At 36.2% G+C, this 16,512-nt stretch carries 18 protein-coding genes and 2 pseudogenes; 13 read left to right on the top strand and 7 right to left on the bottom strand.

What is annotated here, in order from left to right:
- Nucleotides 1-114: 114 nt before the first annotated feature.
- Nucleotides 115-1,476 carry an alpha-amylase family glycosyl hydrolase gene (locus I6L50_RS12135; protein ID WP_219301705.1) on the top strand — a complete coding sequence of 454 codons (1,362 nt, stop codon included), beginning with the start codon at nucleotides 115-117 and terminating at the stop codon, nucleotides 1,474-1,476.
- Between the two features lie 17 nt (nucleotides 1,477-1,493).
- Here I6L50_RS12135 and I6L50_RS12140 read toward each other — a convergent pair whose 3' ends face one another.
- A complete protein-coding gene (locus I6L50_RS12140) occupies nucleotides 1,494-1,985 on the bottom strand; it encodes a YajQ family cyclic di-GMP-binding protein (RefSeq protein ID WP_002030284.1) in 492 nt (163 codons plus the stop codon).
- 284 nt (nucleotides 1,986-2,269) lie between these two features.
- Between I6L50_RS12140 and I6L50_RS12145 the strand changes: the two genes are divergently transcribed.
- The 4 genes and pseudogenes from I6L50_RS12145 to I6L50_RS12160 all read left to right on the top strand — a co-directional run bounded on the left by I6L50_RS12145 (nucleotide 2,270) and on the right by I6L50_RS12160 (nucleotide 4,753).
- Nucleotides 2,270-3,124 (top strand): CvfB family protein, encoded by an 855-nt coding sequence (locus I6L50_RS12145; RefSeq protein ID WP_002011240.1) that lies wholly within the window; start codon nucleotides 2,270-2,272, stop codon nucleotides 3,122-3,124.
- A gap of 142 nt (nucleotides 3,125-3,266) precedes the next feature.
- Nucleotides 3,267-3,503, top strand: a pseudogene (locus I6L50_RS35850) (hypothetical protein); the annotation flags it as partial.
- A gap of 245 nt (nucleotides 3,504-3,748) precedes the next feature.
- A complete protein-coding gene (locus I6L50_RS12155; RefSeq protein ID WP_219301706.1) occupies nucleotides 3,749-4,450 on the top strand; it encodes a hypothetical protein in 702 nt (233 codons plus the stop codon).
- Nucleotides 4,451-4,489: 39 nt separating this feature from the next.
- Nucleotides 4,490-4,753: pseudogene (locus I6L50_RS12160) on the top strand (hypothetical protein).
- A gap of 41 nt (nucleotides 4,754-4,794) precedes the next feature.
- Here the strand turns inward: I6L50_RS12160 and prsA are convergent.
- Nucleotides 4,795-5,652, bottom strand: coding sequence for a peptidylprolyl isomerase PrsA (gene prsA, locus I6L50_RS12165; protein ID WP_219301707.1), 858 nt, complete (start codon nucleotides 5,650-5,652; stop codon nucleotides 4,795-4,797).
- 130 nt (nucleotides 5,653-5,782) lie between these two features.
- Nucleotides 5,783-5,914 (bottom strand): DUF3941 domain-containing protein, encoded by a 132-nt coding sequence (locus I6L50_RS12170; protein WP_001120851.1) that lies wholly within the window; start codon nucleotides 5,912-5,914, stop codon nucleotides 5,783-5,785.
- A gap of 100 nt (nucleotides 5,915-6,014) precedes the next feature.
- Here I6L50_RS12170 and I6L50_RS12175 point away from each other — a divergent pair, with 100 nt between their 5' ends.
- The gene (locus I6L50_RS12175; RefSeq protein ID WP_219301708.1) at nucleotides 6,015-6,872 is read left to right on the top strand and encodes a YitT family protein; all 858 of its coding nucleotides are present in this window, start codon (nucleotides 6,015-6,017) and stop codon (nucleotides 6,870-6,872) included.
- 26 nt (nucleotides 6,873-6,898) lie between these two features.
- Here I6L50_RS12175 and I6L50_RS12180 read toward each other — a convergent pair whose 3' ends face one another.
- The 3 genes from I6L50_RS12180 to I6L50_RS12190 all read right to left on the bottom strand — a co-directional run bounded on the left by I6L50_RS12180 (nucleotide 6,899) and on the right by I6L50_RS12190 (nucleotide 8,152).
- Nucleotides 6,899-7,096 carry a DUF3813 domain-containing protein gene (locus tag I6L50_RS12180; protein ID WP_002011309.1) on the bottom strand — a complete coding sequence of 66 codons (198 nt, stop codon included), beginning with the start codon at nucleotides 7,094-7,096 and terminating at the stop codon, nucleotides 6,899-6,901.
- Nucleotides 7,097-7,237 (bottom strand): hypothetical protein, encoded by a 141-nt coding sequence (locus I6L50_RS12185; protein ID WP_000516816.1) that lies wholly within the window; start codon nucleotides 7,235-7,237, stop codon nucleotides 7,097-7,099.
- 105 nt (nucleotides 7,238-7,342) lie between these two features.
- Nucleotides 7,343-8,152 (bottom strand): Cof-type HAD-IIB family hydrolase, encoded by an 810-nt coding sequence (locus I6L50_RS12190; RefSeq protein WP_002011310.1) that lies wholly within the window; start codon nucleotides 8,150-8,152, stop codon nucleotides 7,343-7,345.
- A 491-nt stretch (nucleotides 8,153-8,643) separates the two neighbouring features.
- On the opposite strand from I6L50_RS12190, the gene I6L50_RS12195 reads away from it, so the two are divergent.
- Both I6L50_RS12195 and clpB read left to right on the top strand, forming a co-directional pair.
- Nucleotides 8,644-8,823 carry a YjzC family protein gene (locus I6L50_RS12195; protein WP_002086997.1) on the top strand — a complete coding sequence of 60 codons (180 nt, stop codon included), beginning with the start codon at nucleotides 8,644-8,646 and terminating at the stop codon, nucleotides 8,821-8,823.
- A 172-nt stretch (nucleotides 8,824-8,995) separates the two neighbouring features.
- Entirely contained in the window at nucleotides 8,996-11,596 is a 2,601-nt protein-coding gene (gene clpB / locus I6L50_RS12200) for an ATP-dependent chaperone ClpB (RefSeq protein ID WP_219301709.1), read from the top strand.
- Between the two features lie 31 nt (nucleotides 11,597-11,627).
- Here the strand turns inward: clpB and I6L50_RS12205 are convergent, their stop codons facing one another.
- Nucleotides 11,628-11,810 carry a YjzD family protein gene (locus I6L50_RS12205; RefSeq protein ID WP_001211111.1) on the bottom strand — a complete coding sequence of 61 codons (183 nt, stop codon included), beginning with the start codon at nucleotides 11,808-11,810 and terminating at the stop codon, nucleotides 11,628-11,630.
- A gap of 156 nt (nucleotides 11,811-11,966) precedes the next feature.
- Between I6L50_RS12205 and I6L50_RS12210 the strand changes: the two genes are divergently transcribed.
- From I6L50_RS12210 to fabF, 5 genes are all read left to right on the top strand, one after another.
- Nucleotides 11,967-12,701, top strand: coding sequence for a lipase family protein (locus I6L50_RS12210; RefSeq protein WP_219301710.1), 735 nt, complete (start codon nucleotides 11,967-11,969; stop codon nucleotides 12,699-12,701).
- Between the two features lie 29 nt (nucleotides 12,702-12,730).
- The gene (locus I6L50_RS12215) at nucleotides 12,731-13,603 is read left to right on the top strand and encodes an NAD-dependent epimerase/dehydratase family protein (protein WP_219301711.1); all 873 of its coding nucleotides are present in this window, start codon (nucleotides 12,731-12,733) and stop codon (nucleotides 13,601-13,603) included.
- Between the two features lie 64 nt (nucleotides 13,604-13,667).
- The gene (locus tag I6L50_RS12220) at nucleotides 13,668-13,844 is read left to right on the top strand and encodes a ComZ family protein (RefSeq protein WP_002011319.1); all 177 of its coding nucleotides are present in this window, start codon (nucleotides 13,668-13,670) and stop codon (nucleotides 13,842-13,844) included.
- Between the two features lie 440 nt (nucleotides 13,845-14,284).
- On the top strand, nucleotides 14,285-15,217 hold the full coding sequence (fabH, locus tag I6L50_RS12225; RefSeq protein ID WP_001100550.1) for a beta-ketoacyl-ACP synthase III: 933 nt from the start codon (nucleotides 14,285-14,287) through the stop codon (nucleotides 15,215-15,217).
- 31 nt (nucleotides 15,218-15,248) lie between these two features.
- Nucleotides 15,249-16,487: a beta-ketoacyl-ACP synthase II gene (fabF, locus tag I6L50_RS12230; protein ID WP_113937673.1), complete on the top strand. Its 1,239-nt coding sequence runs from the start codon at nucleotides 15,249-15,251 to the stop codon at nucleotides 16,485-16,487.
- Nucleotides 16,488-16,512 lie beyond the last annotated feature (25 nt).

The following is a 16,512-nucleotide window of genomic DNA, read 5'->3' on the forward strand; positions in this document are numbered from 1 at the left end:
TATGTTTCATATCATATTCGAAATAAAAAGAAAAATCAACTAAAAATTCAGAAAACTTTTTAGGTAATGTTAGAAAATCTAACATGATGTATTTTGGAGGGATAAAATCAACGTATGCGATTTGCTCTAAAAATTGGTATAATATTCTTACAATTGGAAGTTTGGGGGATGCGTGTGAAAAAAATATGGACTAAGGAACTATTCATTTGTTTTTGTTTAGCTGTTATTTTGTTTGTACCAGTACATACTTTTGCGGAAGAAAAAAGGGAATGGCGAGATGAAGTTATATATTCCATTATGATTGATCGCTTTAATAACGGAGAATCGAAAAATGACAAACAGTTAGACGTTGGTAATTTAGAAGGGTATCAGGGCGGAGATATACGTGGGATTATAAAAAGATTGGACTACATAAAAGAAATGGGATTTACTACTATTATGCTTTCGCCGCTTTTTGAAAGTGAAAAGTATGATGGATTAAGCGTTCGAAACTTTCAAAAAGTAAATGAACATTTCGGAACAGAAAATGATGTGAAAGAACTTGTAAATGAGGCTCACAAAAAAGGAATGAAAGTTGTCTTTCAATTTCCGTATGAAGAAAATGAACAACAATTAATTGACTCGATGAAATGGTGGATAAAAGAAGTCGATTTAGACGGAAGTTATGTGATACATAGTGAAAAAAAGCCGCGTTCTTTTTGGGATGAAGTACAAAAGGATTTGCAGAAGGTAAAGAAAGATTTTCACATTATGACAAAGGAAGATAATGAGTACTATAAAAAAATAGTAGAGTCATTTTCAAAAGCAGATATGTCTGTGAAACCTTTATATGATGTGAGTGGAAAAGAAGAGGAATTCGCTACGTTTTTAGATAATCAAGAAACAAAGCGATTTGCACGTATTGCAAAAGAAAATATGTATTACCCGCCGTCGCGTTTAAAACTAGCGATCACTTACTTATTAACATCCCCGGGGATACCGAATTTTTATTACGGAACTGAAATCGCATTAGATGGGGGAGATGCTCCAGATAATAGACGATTAATGGATTTCAAATCTGATGAAAAGTTTATGCAGCACATAACGAAGCTAGGTGAACTTAGACAAACGAGACCATCTTTACGACGTGGTACGTTTGAACTTCTATATGATAAAGATGGAATGAGTATACTAAAAAGAAAGTATAAAGATGAAGTAACACTAGTAGCGATTAATAATACGAAAAAAACGCAAAAGGTTTCCTTACCTGTAAGTGCAATTGGTGAAAAACAAGAGTTAAGAGGATTGTTAGAAGACGAAATTATAAGAGAAGAAAACGGAAAGTTTTATCTTGTTTTAAAGCGCGAAGAGTCGAATGTGTATAAAGTTAGCGAAGAAACAGGTGTGAATTGGTTGTTTATCTCCTTAATAGTCGGTGTGAACGTATTATTTATTGCTTTTTTAATTGCGGTTAAAAAGAAAAGATCCTCTGTATAGATAGAGGATCTTTTTTCTTAGCGATAGTTAATGAATTGTACGTCGATTGGTAAGTCAACGCTGCGAACGGCTGCAATTACTGCTTGTAAGTCATCACGGCTTTTCGCTGTTACACGTACTTGGTCATCTTGTACTTGTGTTTTCACTTTTAATTTCATTTCTTTAATGATGTTGTTGATTTTTTTCGCGTTATCTTTATCGATACCTTGTTGCAGAGTTGCACGTTGGCGAACAGTATTACCAGATGCAGTTTCAACTTTTCCATAGTCCAAGTTTTTAATTGGAACGTTACGTTTTACAAGTTTAGAAATTAGAACGTCTTTTACTTGGTCTAATTTGAACTCGTCATCAGAAGTTAAAACAAGTACTTCTTTTTCTAATTTAATATCACTTTTACTACCCTTAAAGTCATATCGGTTTTGGATTTCCTTTAATGCGATGTTAATTGCGTTTGTTACTTCAGGTAATTCTACTTTCGAAACGATGTCAAAAGAACTCTCTTTTGCCATAGTTAGCACCTCCAAATAAATTTCTATCTTTTCATGCACCTAAATAGGCTATGTAATATACATATTAAAGTATAGCGGAAAATACATCGATTAGATAGAGTGTTGCAACTTAAGTGTTTTGACGGATCATCCGTAGGGGAATATAGTCCTATAGATACAGTCTTTATTTAATTATAGTGAATTTTGGGCAGTTGGACAAATAAAGGAAAAATCGTGTTATAATTAACTTTTGTTTGGAATGATAAAAAAGATAATTTTATATATATAGAAGGGAATTAAAAAATATGTATTTGCAATTAGGATCGATTGAACAGGTAACTGTTTTACGCGAAACGGAAATCGGATATATGGTTGGAAACGAAGAGGAAGAAATCTTCCTACATAAAAACGAATTAGCTGGAGAAATTGCAGAAGGCGATACGATTGATGTATTCTTATACCTTGATCACCAAAATCGTATTTCAGCAACAATGAAGGAACCAATTATTACAACACATGATTGGAATTGGGTAAAGGTTGTAGAAGTTATTCCTAGTTTAGGTGTGTTTGTTGATATTGGTGTATCAAAAGATATACTAATTCCACTTGATGAGTTCCCAATTTATATGCCAGTATGGCCTCAGGAAGGCGACGAATTATATTGTACGTTAAAATTAACGAATCGTGATCGTTTAATTGCTCTTCCGGCAAGAGATAGTGATATGCAAGAAATTATCGTAGATGCAACGCCATCTATGCGCAATAAAAACGTAAATGGACGTGTGTATCGCTCACTTCAAGTTGGTTCATTCATACTAACTGACGAGCATTTCCGTGCTTTCTTACACCATACAGAAAGAAAAGAACAAGTCCGCATCGGTGAGCGCGTAACGGGCCGTATTATTGACGTGAAAGACGACGGTACAATTAACATTTCACTTCTTCCTCGTAAAGAAGAAGGAATGGAAGATGATGCAGCAGTACTTTATGCATATATGGAAGAACGAGGCGGAGCAATGCCGTTTTGGGATAAGAGTAACCCAGAAGACATTAAAGAACGTTTCAATATGAGTAAAGCTGCCTTTAAACGCGCACTTGGTAAACTGATGAAAGAAGAAAAGATTTACCAAGAAGAAGGCTGGACTTACTTTAAGAAATAAAGTGAATGAAAAAGATCTATTTTTCTCTAGTTTGTTAGGGGATGGGTCTTTTTTGTTTTGCCATTTTCTAAAAAATACGATAAATTAATTGAATATTCATGTTATTATTGATATTTAAAATGTTAGGGGATTATTTTTTTAAGGAAATACAACAGAGAAATCTGTCATGTTTGGTGGGAAAACACAAACACACAAATATGAATATGATGTAGATAATAAAAATACAGTCTACATTGATGCGTTAAACCGTCGTATTGAACATACGTATGATGAGAATGCAAACAAAATTCAGACAAAAATGCCAAACGGCTCGATTTTAGAATCTGTTTATGATTCAGCAGACCGCGTCATTGGTGAAAAGCGAAATGGAAAAGATAACGCTTTAGGGTGCTATCTGGTTACTATTGCGCATGAGCTAACGCATTATTTCCAATGGATTAATGATATAAAACTAACGAGAATTGGATATGAGAGGCAGGCTACTGCTTATTCAGGATATATTATTGATGAGTATAAAGAAACTAGAGAGCATCCGTAAAGTAGAAACTGTATAGCTAACCGGAAGTATGAGGATTCCACATTTGTAATGAATGTTTAGCAACCCTTTGAAAAGGAGATATGCATATGAAATTTTATAACGCCGGATACCTCATAATTTCCTACGATAGGGAACTTATCTATAAAGAATGCAATATTGAGGGACTATCACAAACGATTTTAACGATATGTAATGGGATTCGACCCACATTTCCGGATTATTGGTTTTTCACTTGGTGTAATTCAAATAAAAATGATCCTATTGCTCAGATGATAAATGGAAGATTGAAGATTAATAAAGAGGAACATGAAAGTGGACAATCTTTTTTAGATACACTAATGGAAGAAGAAAAGTTCTCGTGGCCGAATGCTTTTAAAAATTTAGAAGATGCGAGATTCTTTAAGCGAAATTATTTAAAAGGGATAGAAAATTTAGAGATTATTAGTTTGCATCTTTCAGAAGAGTATCGGACGGATTTTTTAATGAATGAGCGAGAAGAAAATGACTTTAAAGTTTCTATATATGACTTTCTCGAAAGTTCATTACCTGCTGATGTTAAAAATGATGAAATATTAGGATTTGATATATGCGGCTACGAGCCCGATTGGTTTTACTCATTTATTTATAATAATTTGCAAGTGGACTTTAAAGCGTTTGGCAAGAAATTAAATGAATTATCACTTGTTGATAAGTATGAAGATGCAAAGCAGATTATCCATTTAATTGATGATGGGGAAATTGAGGCAGAAGAGGTATTGTGGTATCCATGGTTAATTTTGAAATGTTAAAGAAAGAGGTATAAGCATCGAATTAAGGGAGGTATGAAAGTGCAAGATAATGTACTGGAACAATTAATAAAGAGCCTTTCCGTATTATCCCCCGAAAAAGAACGTGAAATAGCGGCAGTTGATTTAAGTGATATATATGAGAGTAGTCAAAGGTTTGAAAAGTTGCTTGAGAGTATGGTGAACTTTCAGTAAAATAAAGATGACTTAATAGATATATTAATTGAAGTAGAGATAGAACTAGATCACATCAATTGGCATTATAAAAGTCTGAAGAAAAAGTTGAAAGTATTAATGAAAGAATAAAAAGCACGACCTTATTTGAAAAAATAAGATCGTGCTTTATTTTAGTTCCCTTTCCCAAAAAGATGAGAAAATGTATCTTTCAAGTCACTATCATTTATTTTAATATCCGCCTTTTTTAATTCATCTTGTAATAATTTTTGACCGAAGGAAGGGTCGGCAAGACGTTCTTCTTCTAAGTCTTTACGTATAGAGTCTTTCACTTTATCGTAAGGTTGTAAATCTTTTTTATCAGTTAGTTTAATAATGTGATAGCCGTTTGGTGACTTTACGGGATTGCTAATTTGGCCGGGCTTTAATTTGTAGGCAGCTTTTTCAAATTCAGGTGTCATTTTGCCTGCCCCGAAGTATCCGAGGTCTCCGCCATTATCTTTTGATGCTAAATCTTGAGATTCTTGTTTTGCTAATTCTTCAAATGAAGTGCCGGTATCTAATTTCTTCTTTATCTCTTTCGCTTCATTTTCGTTACTTACTAAAATGTGACTAGCTTTAATTTCTGGTTTATAGTGGTCTTTCACATCTTTTTCTGTAACGCTTTGTTTAATCGCTTCATTCAATGCAAGTTTGAATTTAATTTGATTTTTGAAATCTTCTTCATCTTTTAAACGATTATTTTCTAGTGTTGCTTTGAATTGTTCTCCGTATTGATCTTTTGCTTTTTCTACTTCTTTATCTACTGCATCATCAGATACTTTATATTTTTTAGTAATAACATCTTGTGCTACCATTTCGTATAGCGTGTCTTTTCCGTATCGATCTTTCAATTGTTTTTCGAAATCGCTCTTCGTAATGGTTGAGTTTGTTGTTGTAGCGATTGTGGCCGAGTCATTTTTTTGTCCGCAAGCAGATAGTATTAATATACTTATTAGTGCAGTGATAATGAATGTACTTTTTCCTTTCATGCTAACACCTCATCCGAATATGTTATCGCTATTGTAGAATATAGAAGTGAACATGAAGTGAATTTTTAATGTTTTTTCCCTGTAAAATGTAAAAAAAGTACATCAACATTAAAGTTGATGTACGATGTAATCAAAGGTGATCGGTTTTCTTAGAATATGCACGTTTTCCTTGCTGAATATTTTTTTGCTCTTGTTCATTTTTTTGAGTGCGCTTTGCATTATTGTCGCGTGCTTTTTTGTCGTTATCGCTAGTATGTGGCATATGTATCAACTCCATTTCTAAACGTTGTATGTTTATCATTTCCTTTTTCGTAAAGACTATGTATAGCGGTGCATTCATGAATACTAAAGGTGGATTAGAAATGGATTTGAAGCTGAATTATACTGAACTTATTAAGAAGTTAATCGTTGTAATTATTGCGGGTTTATTAAATGCGATTGGGATGAATTTATTTTTAACACCAGCGAAAGTGTATGCGAGTGGTTTTGCTGGATTGTCTCAATTATTGTCACAAATATTAGGTGACTTTTTATCTATTCATATATCTACGGGGGTATTGTTTAGTTTGTTTAATATTCCTGTCGTTATTTTAGCGTGGAAAAAGGTTGGGAAGGCCTTTACATTTTTTAGTTTTCTTTGCGTTGTATTTATGACTTTGTTTTTAGAAATTATCCCAGTTAGAGCGGTTTCGCACGATATTATATTGAATGCGATTTTTGGTGGTATTATTTCAGCGATTGGGGTAGGGGTTGCTTTAAAATGGGGGGCTTCTACAGGTGGTCTAGATATTATTGCTATGATTTTATCAAAAATAAAAGATAAGCCTGTCGGCACGTATTTTTTCTTCTTTAATGCACTTATCATTATCGCTGCTGGCTACGTATATGGATGGGAAAAGGCATTATATACTTTAGTCACTTTGTATGTATCAACGAGAATTATTGATGCGATTCATACCCGTCATGTGAAGATTACGGCATTAATTGTTACAAAGAACGGGGCAGATGTGCGAAAAGCGATTCACTCTCGCTTAGTGAGAGGGATTACAACTATACCAGCAACAGGTGCTTATACAAATGAAAATAAAGAAATGTTAATGATTGTTATTACTCGTTACGAGTTGTACGAATTAGAGAGGGTTATTAAACAAGTGGACCCAGGTGCATTTACAAATATACTGCAAACGGTCGGTGTGTTTGGATTGTTTAGAAAAGATTAAGGAGGACCAAAGCTGGTCCTCCTTTTTTAATGCGAATTCGTAATGTTTTGCAATTGCTCCTGCATTTCACGTAGCTGAACTTTTTCAGCAGTTGAAGAGTTTGCATAAGCAGAGTGCAAAGAGTTTTTTGCTCTATAAACGAGTTCCTGTTGTTCAGCGCCACTTGAACAAGAAACGGCACTTGAAACAGCGTCTCTAGCTTGTTGGAATAGTAAGTTCCCCATTTAAACCCCTCCAAATGAAGAGTTACTTCTCGCTTTTTCTGCCTCAGCTAATGTACCTCTGTACGGGAATCTTGCATCATGCTTCATAACAGCATCGGCTCCTTGCTGGATAAAACGTTTTGATTTGTTCTTTTTACCCATTCGAAAAACCCCCTTTATTTAGCTGAAAACAATTGACGCGCTGACTTTTGCGTCTAATAATAGTATGAGCGTTTGGCGAGAAACTATAAGCAGGGAATTTTTAGATTACAATCCAAGAACCTCTTCTAAATATAGAGCGATACCATCTTCTTCATTCGTTAATGTCGTATGATTTGCGAGTGATTTTAATTCAGGAATTGCATTACCCATTGCGATTCCATGACCAGCAAATTCGATCATTTCAAAGTCGTTATCCTCATCACCAAAAGCGATAATTCGCTCTTTAGGAATATTATAATGGCCTGAAATTTTTTGTAATCCGACAGCTTTATTTAATCCGCTTTTTACAATTTCAATAATTGGCCAAGGCGCACCCCATTTTCTATGGTCGATGACTTCAGCATGCATATCTGTTAAATGTTGGCGAATTGCAGCAGAATGCTCGTCATGTGCATCGATTAATAAGCAAGTTGGATGGTCGTTTAAAATATTTAATAAATCTCCTGTGAAAATCCTTGGAGAACCGAATTCAAAAATATGTTTTTTATCTTCATCAATTTCACGGACATACACATCATCGATGACTTCAGCGTAGACATTTTTCACGCCGAAATCAAAGCAAGCTCGGACGATTTCTTGCGCTGTTGAAAGTTCAAGAGGAGAGTGATGTGTTCCCCAACTTGAATCAAGAGGGTGATGCACGTAAGCTCCATTAAAGTTTACGATTGGTGTGTTAAGGCTAAGTTCTTTATAATAATCGTAACTAGCGCGGAATGGACGTCCTGTTGAAATAACGACAATATGTCCTTGTTCTTTTGCTTTTGCAATTGTGTTTTTCGTTCTTGGAGAAATTATTTTGTTGTCTGTTAATAAAGTTCCGTCTAAGTCTAATGCGATTAAATGTTGTTTGTTCATAATTTCACCTCTTATAATAAATTTTTTGATTCTATCTGTATTTCCGTTTTTAATATGCAGAAATAAGAGGTTAGACTGGGTGAAACTACTGTAGATGAAAGTTTCACTATATATCCATCTTACGTCGCGAAGCGCTGTGGTGTCTACTATTTCTCGTTGGAAATTAGGAAAAGTCAATGTCTTTTTAGAAAGTTCAAACAATGTTTCTTTCATTATGTACAATTTGTGAAAAGGGTTACATTGTTTGAATGATGCGACTTATAATGAACATGTAATCTTCTCGTATATGTTTGACTCTCCTTTGAAACTGGCCTAAACTTTGGTTGGTTTCTTTTTTTTCAACAAATATGCCAATAATTCCTGCTTAAGCTTGTGTAATTATATATATGTACATGGGTAAACGGTAGTACTTGTTTCCTAAACATGACAGAAAGGCTTTCTTTTAAAATGGATATACTAATGAGGCAAGACGTCATGGAAGGAGAATGAAAATGGGACAAAATCGCAGGTTTCGTTCAGGGCAAAAAGCGCCAAATGATGGCATTTACGTAGAAATTGGTGAAACGGGAAGTATGGTGAAAAATCCGCAAATGGTACAATTAACTGCCGGTGAAAAGTTTCCAGAGAACGCAAATCATAACCGTCAGTGGACATATAAAAGAAAACCGTAACAGAAGCCGCAATCGTTATTGCGGCTTTTTTGATTAGGAAAATGAATGTTACTTTTTTCTTTTTCCAATAATAAGTTTGAACTACATAAGCAAAATTATTGTATAAAAAAGTCAGTTGGCGTATAATCAAATCAAAGGTCAAAGAAAGTCAAACATTTGGAGGGCTGTAAAGATGGACTTAAATCAAATGACAACGAAAACACAGGAAGCGATTATGAGTGCTCAATCTTTAGCGGTATCTCATCATCATCAAGAAGTAGATACTGTTCATCTATTGCTTACGTTATTAGAGCAACAAGACGGATTAACGGTACGTATTTTTCAAAAAATGAATGTCGATATAGAAGCGTTAAAGCAAGGCGCCGAAAGTTTAATTAAGAAAAAGCCTTCTGTAACTGGAAGCGGCGCAGAGGCAGGGAAATTATATGTAACAGGTGCTTTGCAACAACTGCTTGTAAGAGCAGGAAAAGAAGCGGAGAAATTGCAAGATGACTACATTTCAATCGAACATGTATTACTTGCTTTTTCTGAAGAAAAAGGCGATATAAATCAATTATTTACAAAATTTCATATTACGAAAGATAACTTATTACAGTCTTTAATGACAGTTCGGGGGAATCAAAGAGTGACTAGTCAAAATCCAGAAGCAACTTATGAAGCGTTAGAAAAATATGGCCGTGATTTAGTGGCTGAAGTAAGAGCGGGGAAAATTGATCCTGTAATTGGCAGAGATAGTGAAATTCGCCGCGTGATCCGCATTCTTTCACGCAAAACGAAAAATAACCCCGTTTTAATCGGAGAGCCAGGTGTTGGTAAAACAGCAATCGTTGAAGGATTAGCGCAGCGTATTGTGAAAAAAGATGTCCCAGAAGGATTAAAAGATAGAACAATTTTCGCTTTAGATATGAGTGCACTTGTGGCCGGAGCAAAATTCCGCGGTGAGTTTGAAGAACGTCTGCAAGCTGTATTAAATGAAATTAAAAAGAGTGAAGGCCGTATTTTATTATTCATTGATGAACTTCATACAATCGTCGGCGCTGGTAAAACAGAAGGAGCGATGGATGCGGGAAATATGTTAAAACCAATGCTAGCGCGTGGTGAACTGCATTGTATCGGGGCAACGACATTAGATGAATACCGTAAATATATTGAGAAAGATCCAGCGTTAGAAAGACGTTTCCAACAAGTGTTAGCAGAAGAGCCAACTGTTGAGGATACAATTTCCATTTTGCGTGGTTTAAAAGAGCGTTTTGAAATTTATCACGGTGTAAATATTCATGACCGCGCGATTGTAGCGGCATCTGTTTTATCAGATCGATATATTTCAGATCGTTTCTTGCCCGATAAAGCAATTGATCTTGTTGATGAAGCTTGTGCAACAATTCGAACAGAAATTGATTCTATGCCAACAGAATTAGATGAAGTAACGCGCCGCATTATGCAGCTGGAAATTGAAGAAGCTGCTCTTGGGAAAGAAAAGGATTTAGGTAGTCAAGAGCGCCTAAAAACATTGCAACGTGAATTATCGGATTTAAAAGAAGTTGCAAGTAGTATGAGAGCGAAATGGGAGAAAGAAAAAGAAGACATTCACAAAGTGCGTGACTTACGTGAGCATTTAGAGCGCTTGCGCCGTGAGTTAGAAGAAGCAGAAGGAAATTACGATTTAAATAAAGCAGCTGAGCTTCGCCACGGGAAAATTCCAGCTATCGAAAAAGAGTTAAAAGAAGCGGAAGAGATGGGTGCACATAATAAACAAGAGAATCGTTTATTACGCGAGGAAGTAAGCGAAGAAGAAATTGCAGACATTGTTTCAAGATGGACTGGTATTCCTGTCGCAAAACTCGTTGAAGGTGAACGTGAGAAATTATTACGTCTTGAACAAATTTTATCAGAGCGTGTTATCGGTCAAGAGGAAGCGGTAAGCCTTGTATCAGACGCAGTTCTTCGTGCGCGCGCTGGCATTAAAGATCCGAATCGTCCAATTGGTTCATTCATTTTCTTAGGCCCTACAGGTGTTGGTAAAACTGAGCTTGCAAAAACGCTAGCACAAACGTTATTTGACAGTGAAGAGCAAATGATTCGTATCGATATGTCTGAGTATATGGAGAAACACGCAGTGTCACGCTTAATTGGAGCGCCTCCTGGATATGTTGGATATGAAGAAGGCGGACAATTAACAGAAGCAGTAAGACGTAAACCATATTCAGTTATTTTGTTAGACGAAATCGAAAAAGCACATCCAGAAGTATTCAACATTTTATTACAAATGTTAGACGATGGACGCATTACAGATTCGCAAGGACGTACAGTAGACTTTAAAAACACGGTTATTATTATGACTTCAAATATTGGATCTGCTCACTTATTAGAAGGGCTAGAAGAAGATGGTTCTATTAAAGAAGAGTCAAGAGAACTTGTAATGGGACAATTAAGAGGACATTTCCGACCAGAATTCTTAAACCGTGTCGATGAAATTATTTTATTCAAACCTCTTACAAGGAATGAAATTAAAGGTATTGTTGATAAGATTGTACAAGAATTGCAAGGGCGTTTAGCAGATCGCCACATATCATTAGAATTGACGGAATCTGCAAAAGAATTTGTTGTAGAAGCTGGATTCGATCCGCTGTACGGAGCTCGTCCGTTAAAACGATACGTACAGCGTCAAGTTGAGACGAAATTAGCGAGAGAATTAATTGCAGGAACGATTACTGACAATAGTCACGTAGTGGTTGATGTAGAAAATAACGAATTAGTCGTTCATGTAAAGTAAAAAAAGAGTTCGGATAAAATCCGGACTCTTTTTAGTGTTGTTCTACTGGCTCGTTTGGAATCGCAGCTGCAATCGCTAATACTAATACCGCAAGAACAACTGAGAAAATAGACGCTTGGTTAAAATCGTATGTACCGCCAGTCATAGAGCCGATTACGTAGCTCATCATATGTACAAGCGCGAACGACCAAATTAATGCCCAAATGAAACGCATATTTTACACCTCTATTCGTTCAATCTGTCCTTATTGTAACACAATTGAAAAAAGAATATAGAAAAATATTTGTAGATTTTTCAACGCAAATTTGCATTCTGTTCATACATTATAAAAGAGTACTTTTATACGTTTAGAAAATAAGGCGGGAGAAAAATGAGTATTACGGAACGTTTTTTTTACTTAGAAAAAGAACCATGTGTAATTTATTTACCGGAAAAGCCAAATGGATTTTCTGTTATGCTCCTAGGAGATTATAACTATTTTATTGAGAATGGTACAAGTTTATGGACACAGCATGCAGGGAGAGCTTATTTTTTACAGGGCCTTATTGAAAAAGGCTATACGGTCTTTTCATCTAACTTATATGGAAGGCATTGGGGGAACGACCGAGCTGTTCGTCTTGCAAAACGTTTGTATGATGTCGTTCTAAGAAAAGAGACATTGAATGCGAAAATGCACATTATGGCAGATGGTATGGGAGCGCTTGTAGCGCTGGAGATGATGAACAAATACCCTGAATGTATACGTTCTGTCGTTATGTTAAATCCGTGTTTAGATTTACCAGAATATGTGGATTTTGAGAAAGAGCATAAGTTTTTTTACAAAAGATTAGTGAAGGAATTAAGTTTGGCGTATTCTTCCAAAGAAGAAGAATTAGAATCAAAAATAAATAAGAAATCATTTGCGCTTCTGCCGTCTTGTGTACCTGTTAAAATTTTTGTCTCAACACAGGAAAAAAGAGGAAGAAAACAATTGTTACGTAAATACGAGAAAATGAGGCAATTCAATCAATGCGATACTTCTGTTTTATTCCATCTGCAAGATGTGAAATATAAAATGGTTAGACAAACGACTGATTTCTTTAAAAAATATGAAGAAGAATTGTGAAGCTCCCATATACATAAATGAGGAGCTATTTGTTTCAAGGGGAAAGGGTTGGTGGTATGAAACGCGTGCTGATTATAGGTGCACTTACGTTTGTAGGTTATCACCTTGTGAATAAAATGATTGCGGAAGAAGTAGAAGTATATGGTCTTGATTTTGATGAATTTGATAGTATGACAAAAATTAATGAAGAGAAATTATTGTTGATTGGGCGGAATGCGTTATTTACGTACTATTCTATAAGGGATGAAGACGGATGGCGATCGGTAGAGGAAGAGAGTTTCGATACAGTTTATTTTTGCTTGTATGAGCCGAATCAGCAAAGTGGATTTCGGAATGAAAGGGTCATATTACAATATTTAAAACGAATCGTAAGGATGTGTGAAAAAAATAAAGTAAAGTTAAATCTAATTTCTTCTATTGAAATAGGAAGCACTGAAGAATCCGAAAACAAACATCTATTTTCGAAAGTGGAAGAAGGGTTGAAAAAAGGCGAATTACAATATAGTGCATATCGAGTTCCTACATTATATGGGCCGTGGCAACCGTCGTTTATGATGTATCATCAGCTTATTTTATCAGAACTTGATGAAAAAGAGTGCCGTTGTATAAATGGAGAAAAAGGAAGTGATTTACTTTACGTTGAAGATGTATGTGAATATTTATGGGAAAATGGAATGAATGTAAAACACCTCGGTATATATAATTTACTTAGTGGAAAAGAAGAGTTATGGGAAAAAGGTATGACCTTGCTGCATGCAGATGATAAAGTAAATAAAAAAAATGTGGAAGTAAGAGATGAAGCTGTAGAGGTTATTTCTATTCAAAAAAATACACCAGTAGAATTCGGTTTAAATAAACAATTGGCACATATGAAAAAATATAAAGAGTTATACGAAGGGTAGCACGCGTGTTACACTATTGTATGGATAATTGATTAAAAAGCTTTAATGGAGAGGAAGAGATTACATGAACGAAAAAAGTATGCAATTTTTACAAATCGCAATGAAACATTTACCAGAAGCTAAGGCGATTTTAGATTCTAATGGAATTGCGCTTGATATGGAGAAAGCACAGCCGGTGTTAGAGCTATTGATGAAAGTAATGGGCGAAGCATATGAGCTTGGGAAAGCGGATAAAGAATAAAACCAAACAAAACCCTTCTTTTTTGATGGGAGAGAGGCTCGAACCGTGGATAGAAGCGGTTGGGGCCTTTTTTTGTTTCGAGCGGAGTGAAACCAGAGAGATGATGAGGCTAAAGGGGAAGGTTATGAGGAGAAGGTCTTAGTTTTGAAGGGAAAGCAGATAAAGAATAAAACCAAACCCTTCTTTTTTGATGGGAGAGAGGCTCGAGCTGTGAATAGAAGCGGAAAGGGATTTTTTTGTTTCGAGCGGAGTAAGGTCAAAAGTATTGGGAAGTTTATCTTTTGAAAGGATAGGGATTTTTCTGTTTCTTCTAATGAAAAATAAAGTTAGTAATACGCTGTCTTATTTTTTTAGCTGAAATATATTCTAGACAAAAGTACATTTATGTTTTAAAATTAGTACCAAGTCATAATAATTGATATAAAACGGAGGGCTGCGATGTGAACGTGGGCATTTTAGGGATCGGAAGGTATGTGCCAGAAAAAGTAGTCACAAATCACGATTTAGAGAAAATCGTAGATACATCTGATGAATGGATTCGTACGAGAACGGGAATTGCAGAAAGACGCATTGCCGATGATACAATAGATACTTCATATATGGCGGTAGAGGCTTCTAAAAAAGCACTTGAAGATGCCGGGATTAGCGGAGAGGATATCGATCTTATTCTAGTGGCAACAGTAACGCCAGATCGCGCATTCCCAGCAGTAGCTTGTGTAATCCAAGAAGCAATTGGCGCAAAACACGCAGCCGCAATGGATTTAAGTGCAGCATGTGCTGGCTTTATGTACGGAATGATTACAGCGCAGCAATTTATTCAAACGGGAACTTATAAAAATGTATTAGTAGTTGGTAGTGACAAACTATCTAAAATTGTAGACTGGAACGATCGAAATACAGCCGTACTATTTGGGGACGGAGCAGGTGCTATCGTAATGGGAGCTGTTTCGGAAGGAAAGGGTGTACTTTCCTTTGAATTAGGAGCGGACGGAAGTGGCGGTAAGCATCTTTATCAAGACGAGTATGTTATGATGAACGGCAGAGAAGTCTTTAAATTTGCTGTTCGCCAGCTTGGTGATTCCTGTCTTCGCGTGTTAGAAAAAGCGGGACTTACGAAAGAGGATGTGGACTTCTTAGTACCACATCAAGCGAATATTCGTATTATGGAATCTGCAAGAGAAAGATTAAATTTACCGAAAGAAAAAATGAGTATGACAATTGAAAAGTTCGGTAATACATCGGCTTCTTCAATTCCAATTGCAATGGTAGAGGAATTGCAAAATGGACGTATTCAAGATGGTGATTTAATTATACTAGTCGGTTTTGGCGGCGGGTTAACATGGGGAGCAGTAGCTCTTCGTTGGGGTAAATAAGGACTGAGAGAAAAAAAGGAGTGTATTTTGTATGGAAAAAAAGAGGGTCGTAATTACAGGGCTAGGAGCTGTTACACCGATCGGAACAGATGTTGAAACAGCTTGGGAAAACATTAAAAACGGTGTATCCGGAATCGGACGACTTACAAGAATAGATTCAGAACAAATTCCTGCAAAAGTAGCAGCAGAAATTAACGACTTTGAAGTCGAAAAATATATAGATAAAAAAGAAGCGCGCCGTATGGACCGCTTTACGCAATATGCAGTAGCAGCAGCGAAAATGGCAGTTGCGGATGCGAAGCTTGAAATTACAGAAGAAAATGCACCACGCATTGGTGTATGGGTTGGTTCTGGTATTGGTGGTATGGAAACATACGAAGAACAATTTAAGATTTTTACTGAAAAAGGTCCGCGCCGCGTGAGTCCATTCTTCGTACCAATGATGATTCCAGATATGGCAGCAGGTCAAGTGTCAATCGCTACAGGAGCGAAAGGAATTAATACTTGCTCTGTAACAGCTTGTGCATCTGGAGCAAACTCAATTGGTGATGCGTTTAAAGTAATCCAGCGCGGTGATGCTGATGCGATGATAACAGGCGGAGCAGAAGCGCCATTAACAAGTATGGCATTCGCTGGGTTTAGCTCAGCGAAAGCATTAACATTCAATGAAGATCCAGCAACGGCTTGCCGCCCATTCGATAAAAATCGTAGCGGTTTCGTAATGGGTGAAGGATCAGGAATTCTTATTCTTGAAGAATTAGAGCATGCGTTAGCGCGTGGTGCTCATATTTACGCGGAAATTGTCGGCTATGGTGCAACTGGTGATGCATTCCATATTACAATGCCTGCTCCTGGTGGTGAAGGTGGAGTTCGTGCGATGCGTCAAGCTTTAGCTGATGCAGGTCTAGAGCCAGAAGATATTGATTACATTAATGCGCATGGTACAAGTACAGATGCAAATGAAAAGTATGAAACGATGGCAATTAAAGAAACGTTTGGTGAGCATGCATATAAAGTAGCAATTAGCTCGACGAAATCAATGACAGGTCACTTATTAGGAGCAGCTGGTGCTGTTGAAGCGATCTTCTCTATTAAATCAATCACAGACGGAGTAATTCCTCCGACGATTAACTATGAAACACCAGATCCAGAATGTGATTTAGATTACGTACCAAATACAGCGAGACATCAAGAAGTGCGAGCTGTATTAAGTAATTCATTAGGATTCGGTGGTCATAACGCAGTATTAGTATTTAAAGCATATAAATAATATGTACAATAAGGTGTCTCTTCGT

Source organism: Bacillus sp. FDAARGOS_1420, from assembly GCF_019344915.1.
Classification (GTDB): domain Bacteria; phylum Bacillota; class Bacilli; order Bacillales; family Bacillaceae_G; genus Bacillus_A; species Bacillus_A mycoides.

Coding starts and splice junctions, on each gene's coding strand:
- I6L50_RS12185 (WP_000516816.1), bottom strand. CDS start 7,237: ATGGGTAAAAAGAACAAATCAAAACGTTTTATCCAGCAAGGAGCCGAT.
- clpB (WP_219301709.1), top strand. CDS start 8,996: ATGGACTTAAATCAAATGACAACGAAAACACAGGAAGCGATTATGAGT.
- I6L50_RS12195 (WP_002086997.1), top strand. CDS start 8,644: ATGGGACAAAATCGCAGGTTTCGTTCAGGGCAAAAAGCGCCAAATGAT.
- I6L50_RS12180 (WP_002011309.1), bottom strand. CDS start 7,096: ATGGGGAACTTACTATTCCAACAAGCTAGAGACGCTGTTTCAAGTGCC.
- I6L50_RS12220 (WP_002011319.1), top strand. CDS start 13,668: ATGAACGAAAAAAGTATGCAATTTTTACAAATCGCAATGAAACATTTA.
- I6L50_RS12135 (WP_219301705.1), top strand. CDS start 115: ATGCGATTTGCTCTAAAAATTGGTATAATATTCTTACAATTGGAAGTT.
- I6L50_RS12210 (WP_219301710.1), top strand. CDS start 11,967: ATGAGTATTACGGAACGTTTTTTTTACTTAGAAAAAGAACCATGTGTA.
- I6L50_RS12145 (WP_002011240.1), top strand. CDS start 2,270: ATGTATTTGCAATTAGGATCGATTGAACAGGTAACTGTTTTACGCGAA.
- I6L50_RS12140 (WP_002030284.1), bottom strand. CDS start 1,985: ATGGCAAAAGAGAGTTCTTTTGACATCGTTTCGAAAGTAGAATTACCT.
- I6L50_RS12205 (WP_001211111.1), bottom strand. CDS start 11,810: ATGCGTTTCATTTGGGCATTAATTTGGTCGTTCGCGCTTGTACATATG.
- I6L50_RS12175 (WP_219301708.1), top strand. CDS start 6,015: ATGGATTTGAAGCTGAATTATACTGAACTTATTAAGAAGTTAATCGTT.
- I6L50_RS12170 (WP_001120851.1), bottom strand. CDS start 5,914: ATGCCACATACTAGCGATAACGACAAAAAAGCACGCGACAATAATGCA.
- fabF (WP_113937673.1), top strand. CDS start 15,249: ATGGAAAAAAAGAGGGTCGTAATTACAGGGCTAGGAGCTGTTACACCG.
- prsA (WP_219301707.1), bottom strand. CDS start 5,652: ATGAAAGGAAAAAGTACATTCATTATCACTGCACTAATAAGTATATTA.
- I6L50_RS12155 (WP_219301706.1), top strand. CDS start 3,749: ATGAAATTTTATAACGCCGGATACCTCATAATTTCCTACGATAGGGAA.
- I6L50_RS12190 (WP_002011310.1), bottom strand. CDS start 8,152: ATGAACAAACAACATTTAATCGCATTAGACTTAGACGGAACTTTATTA.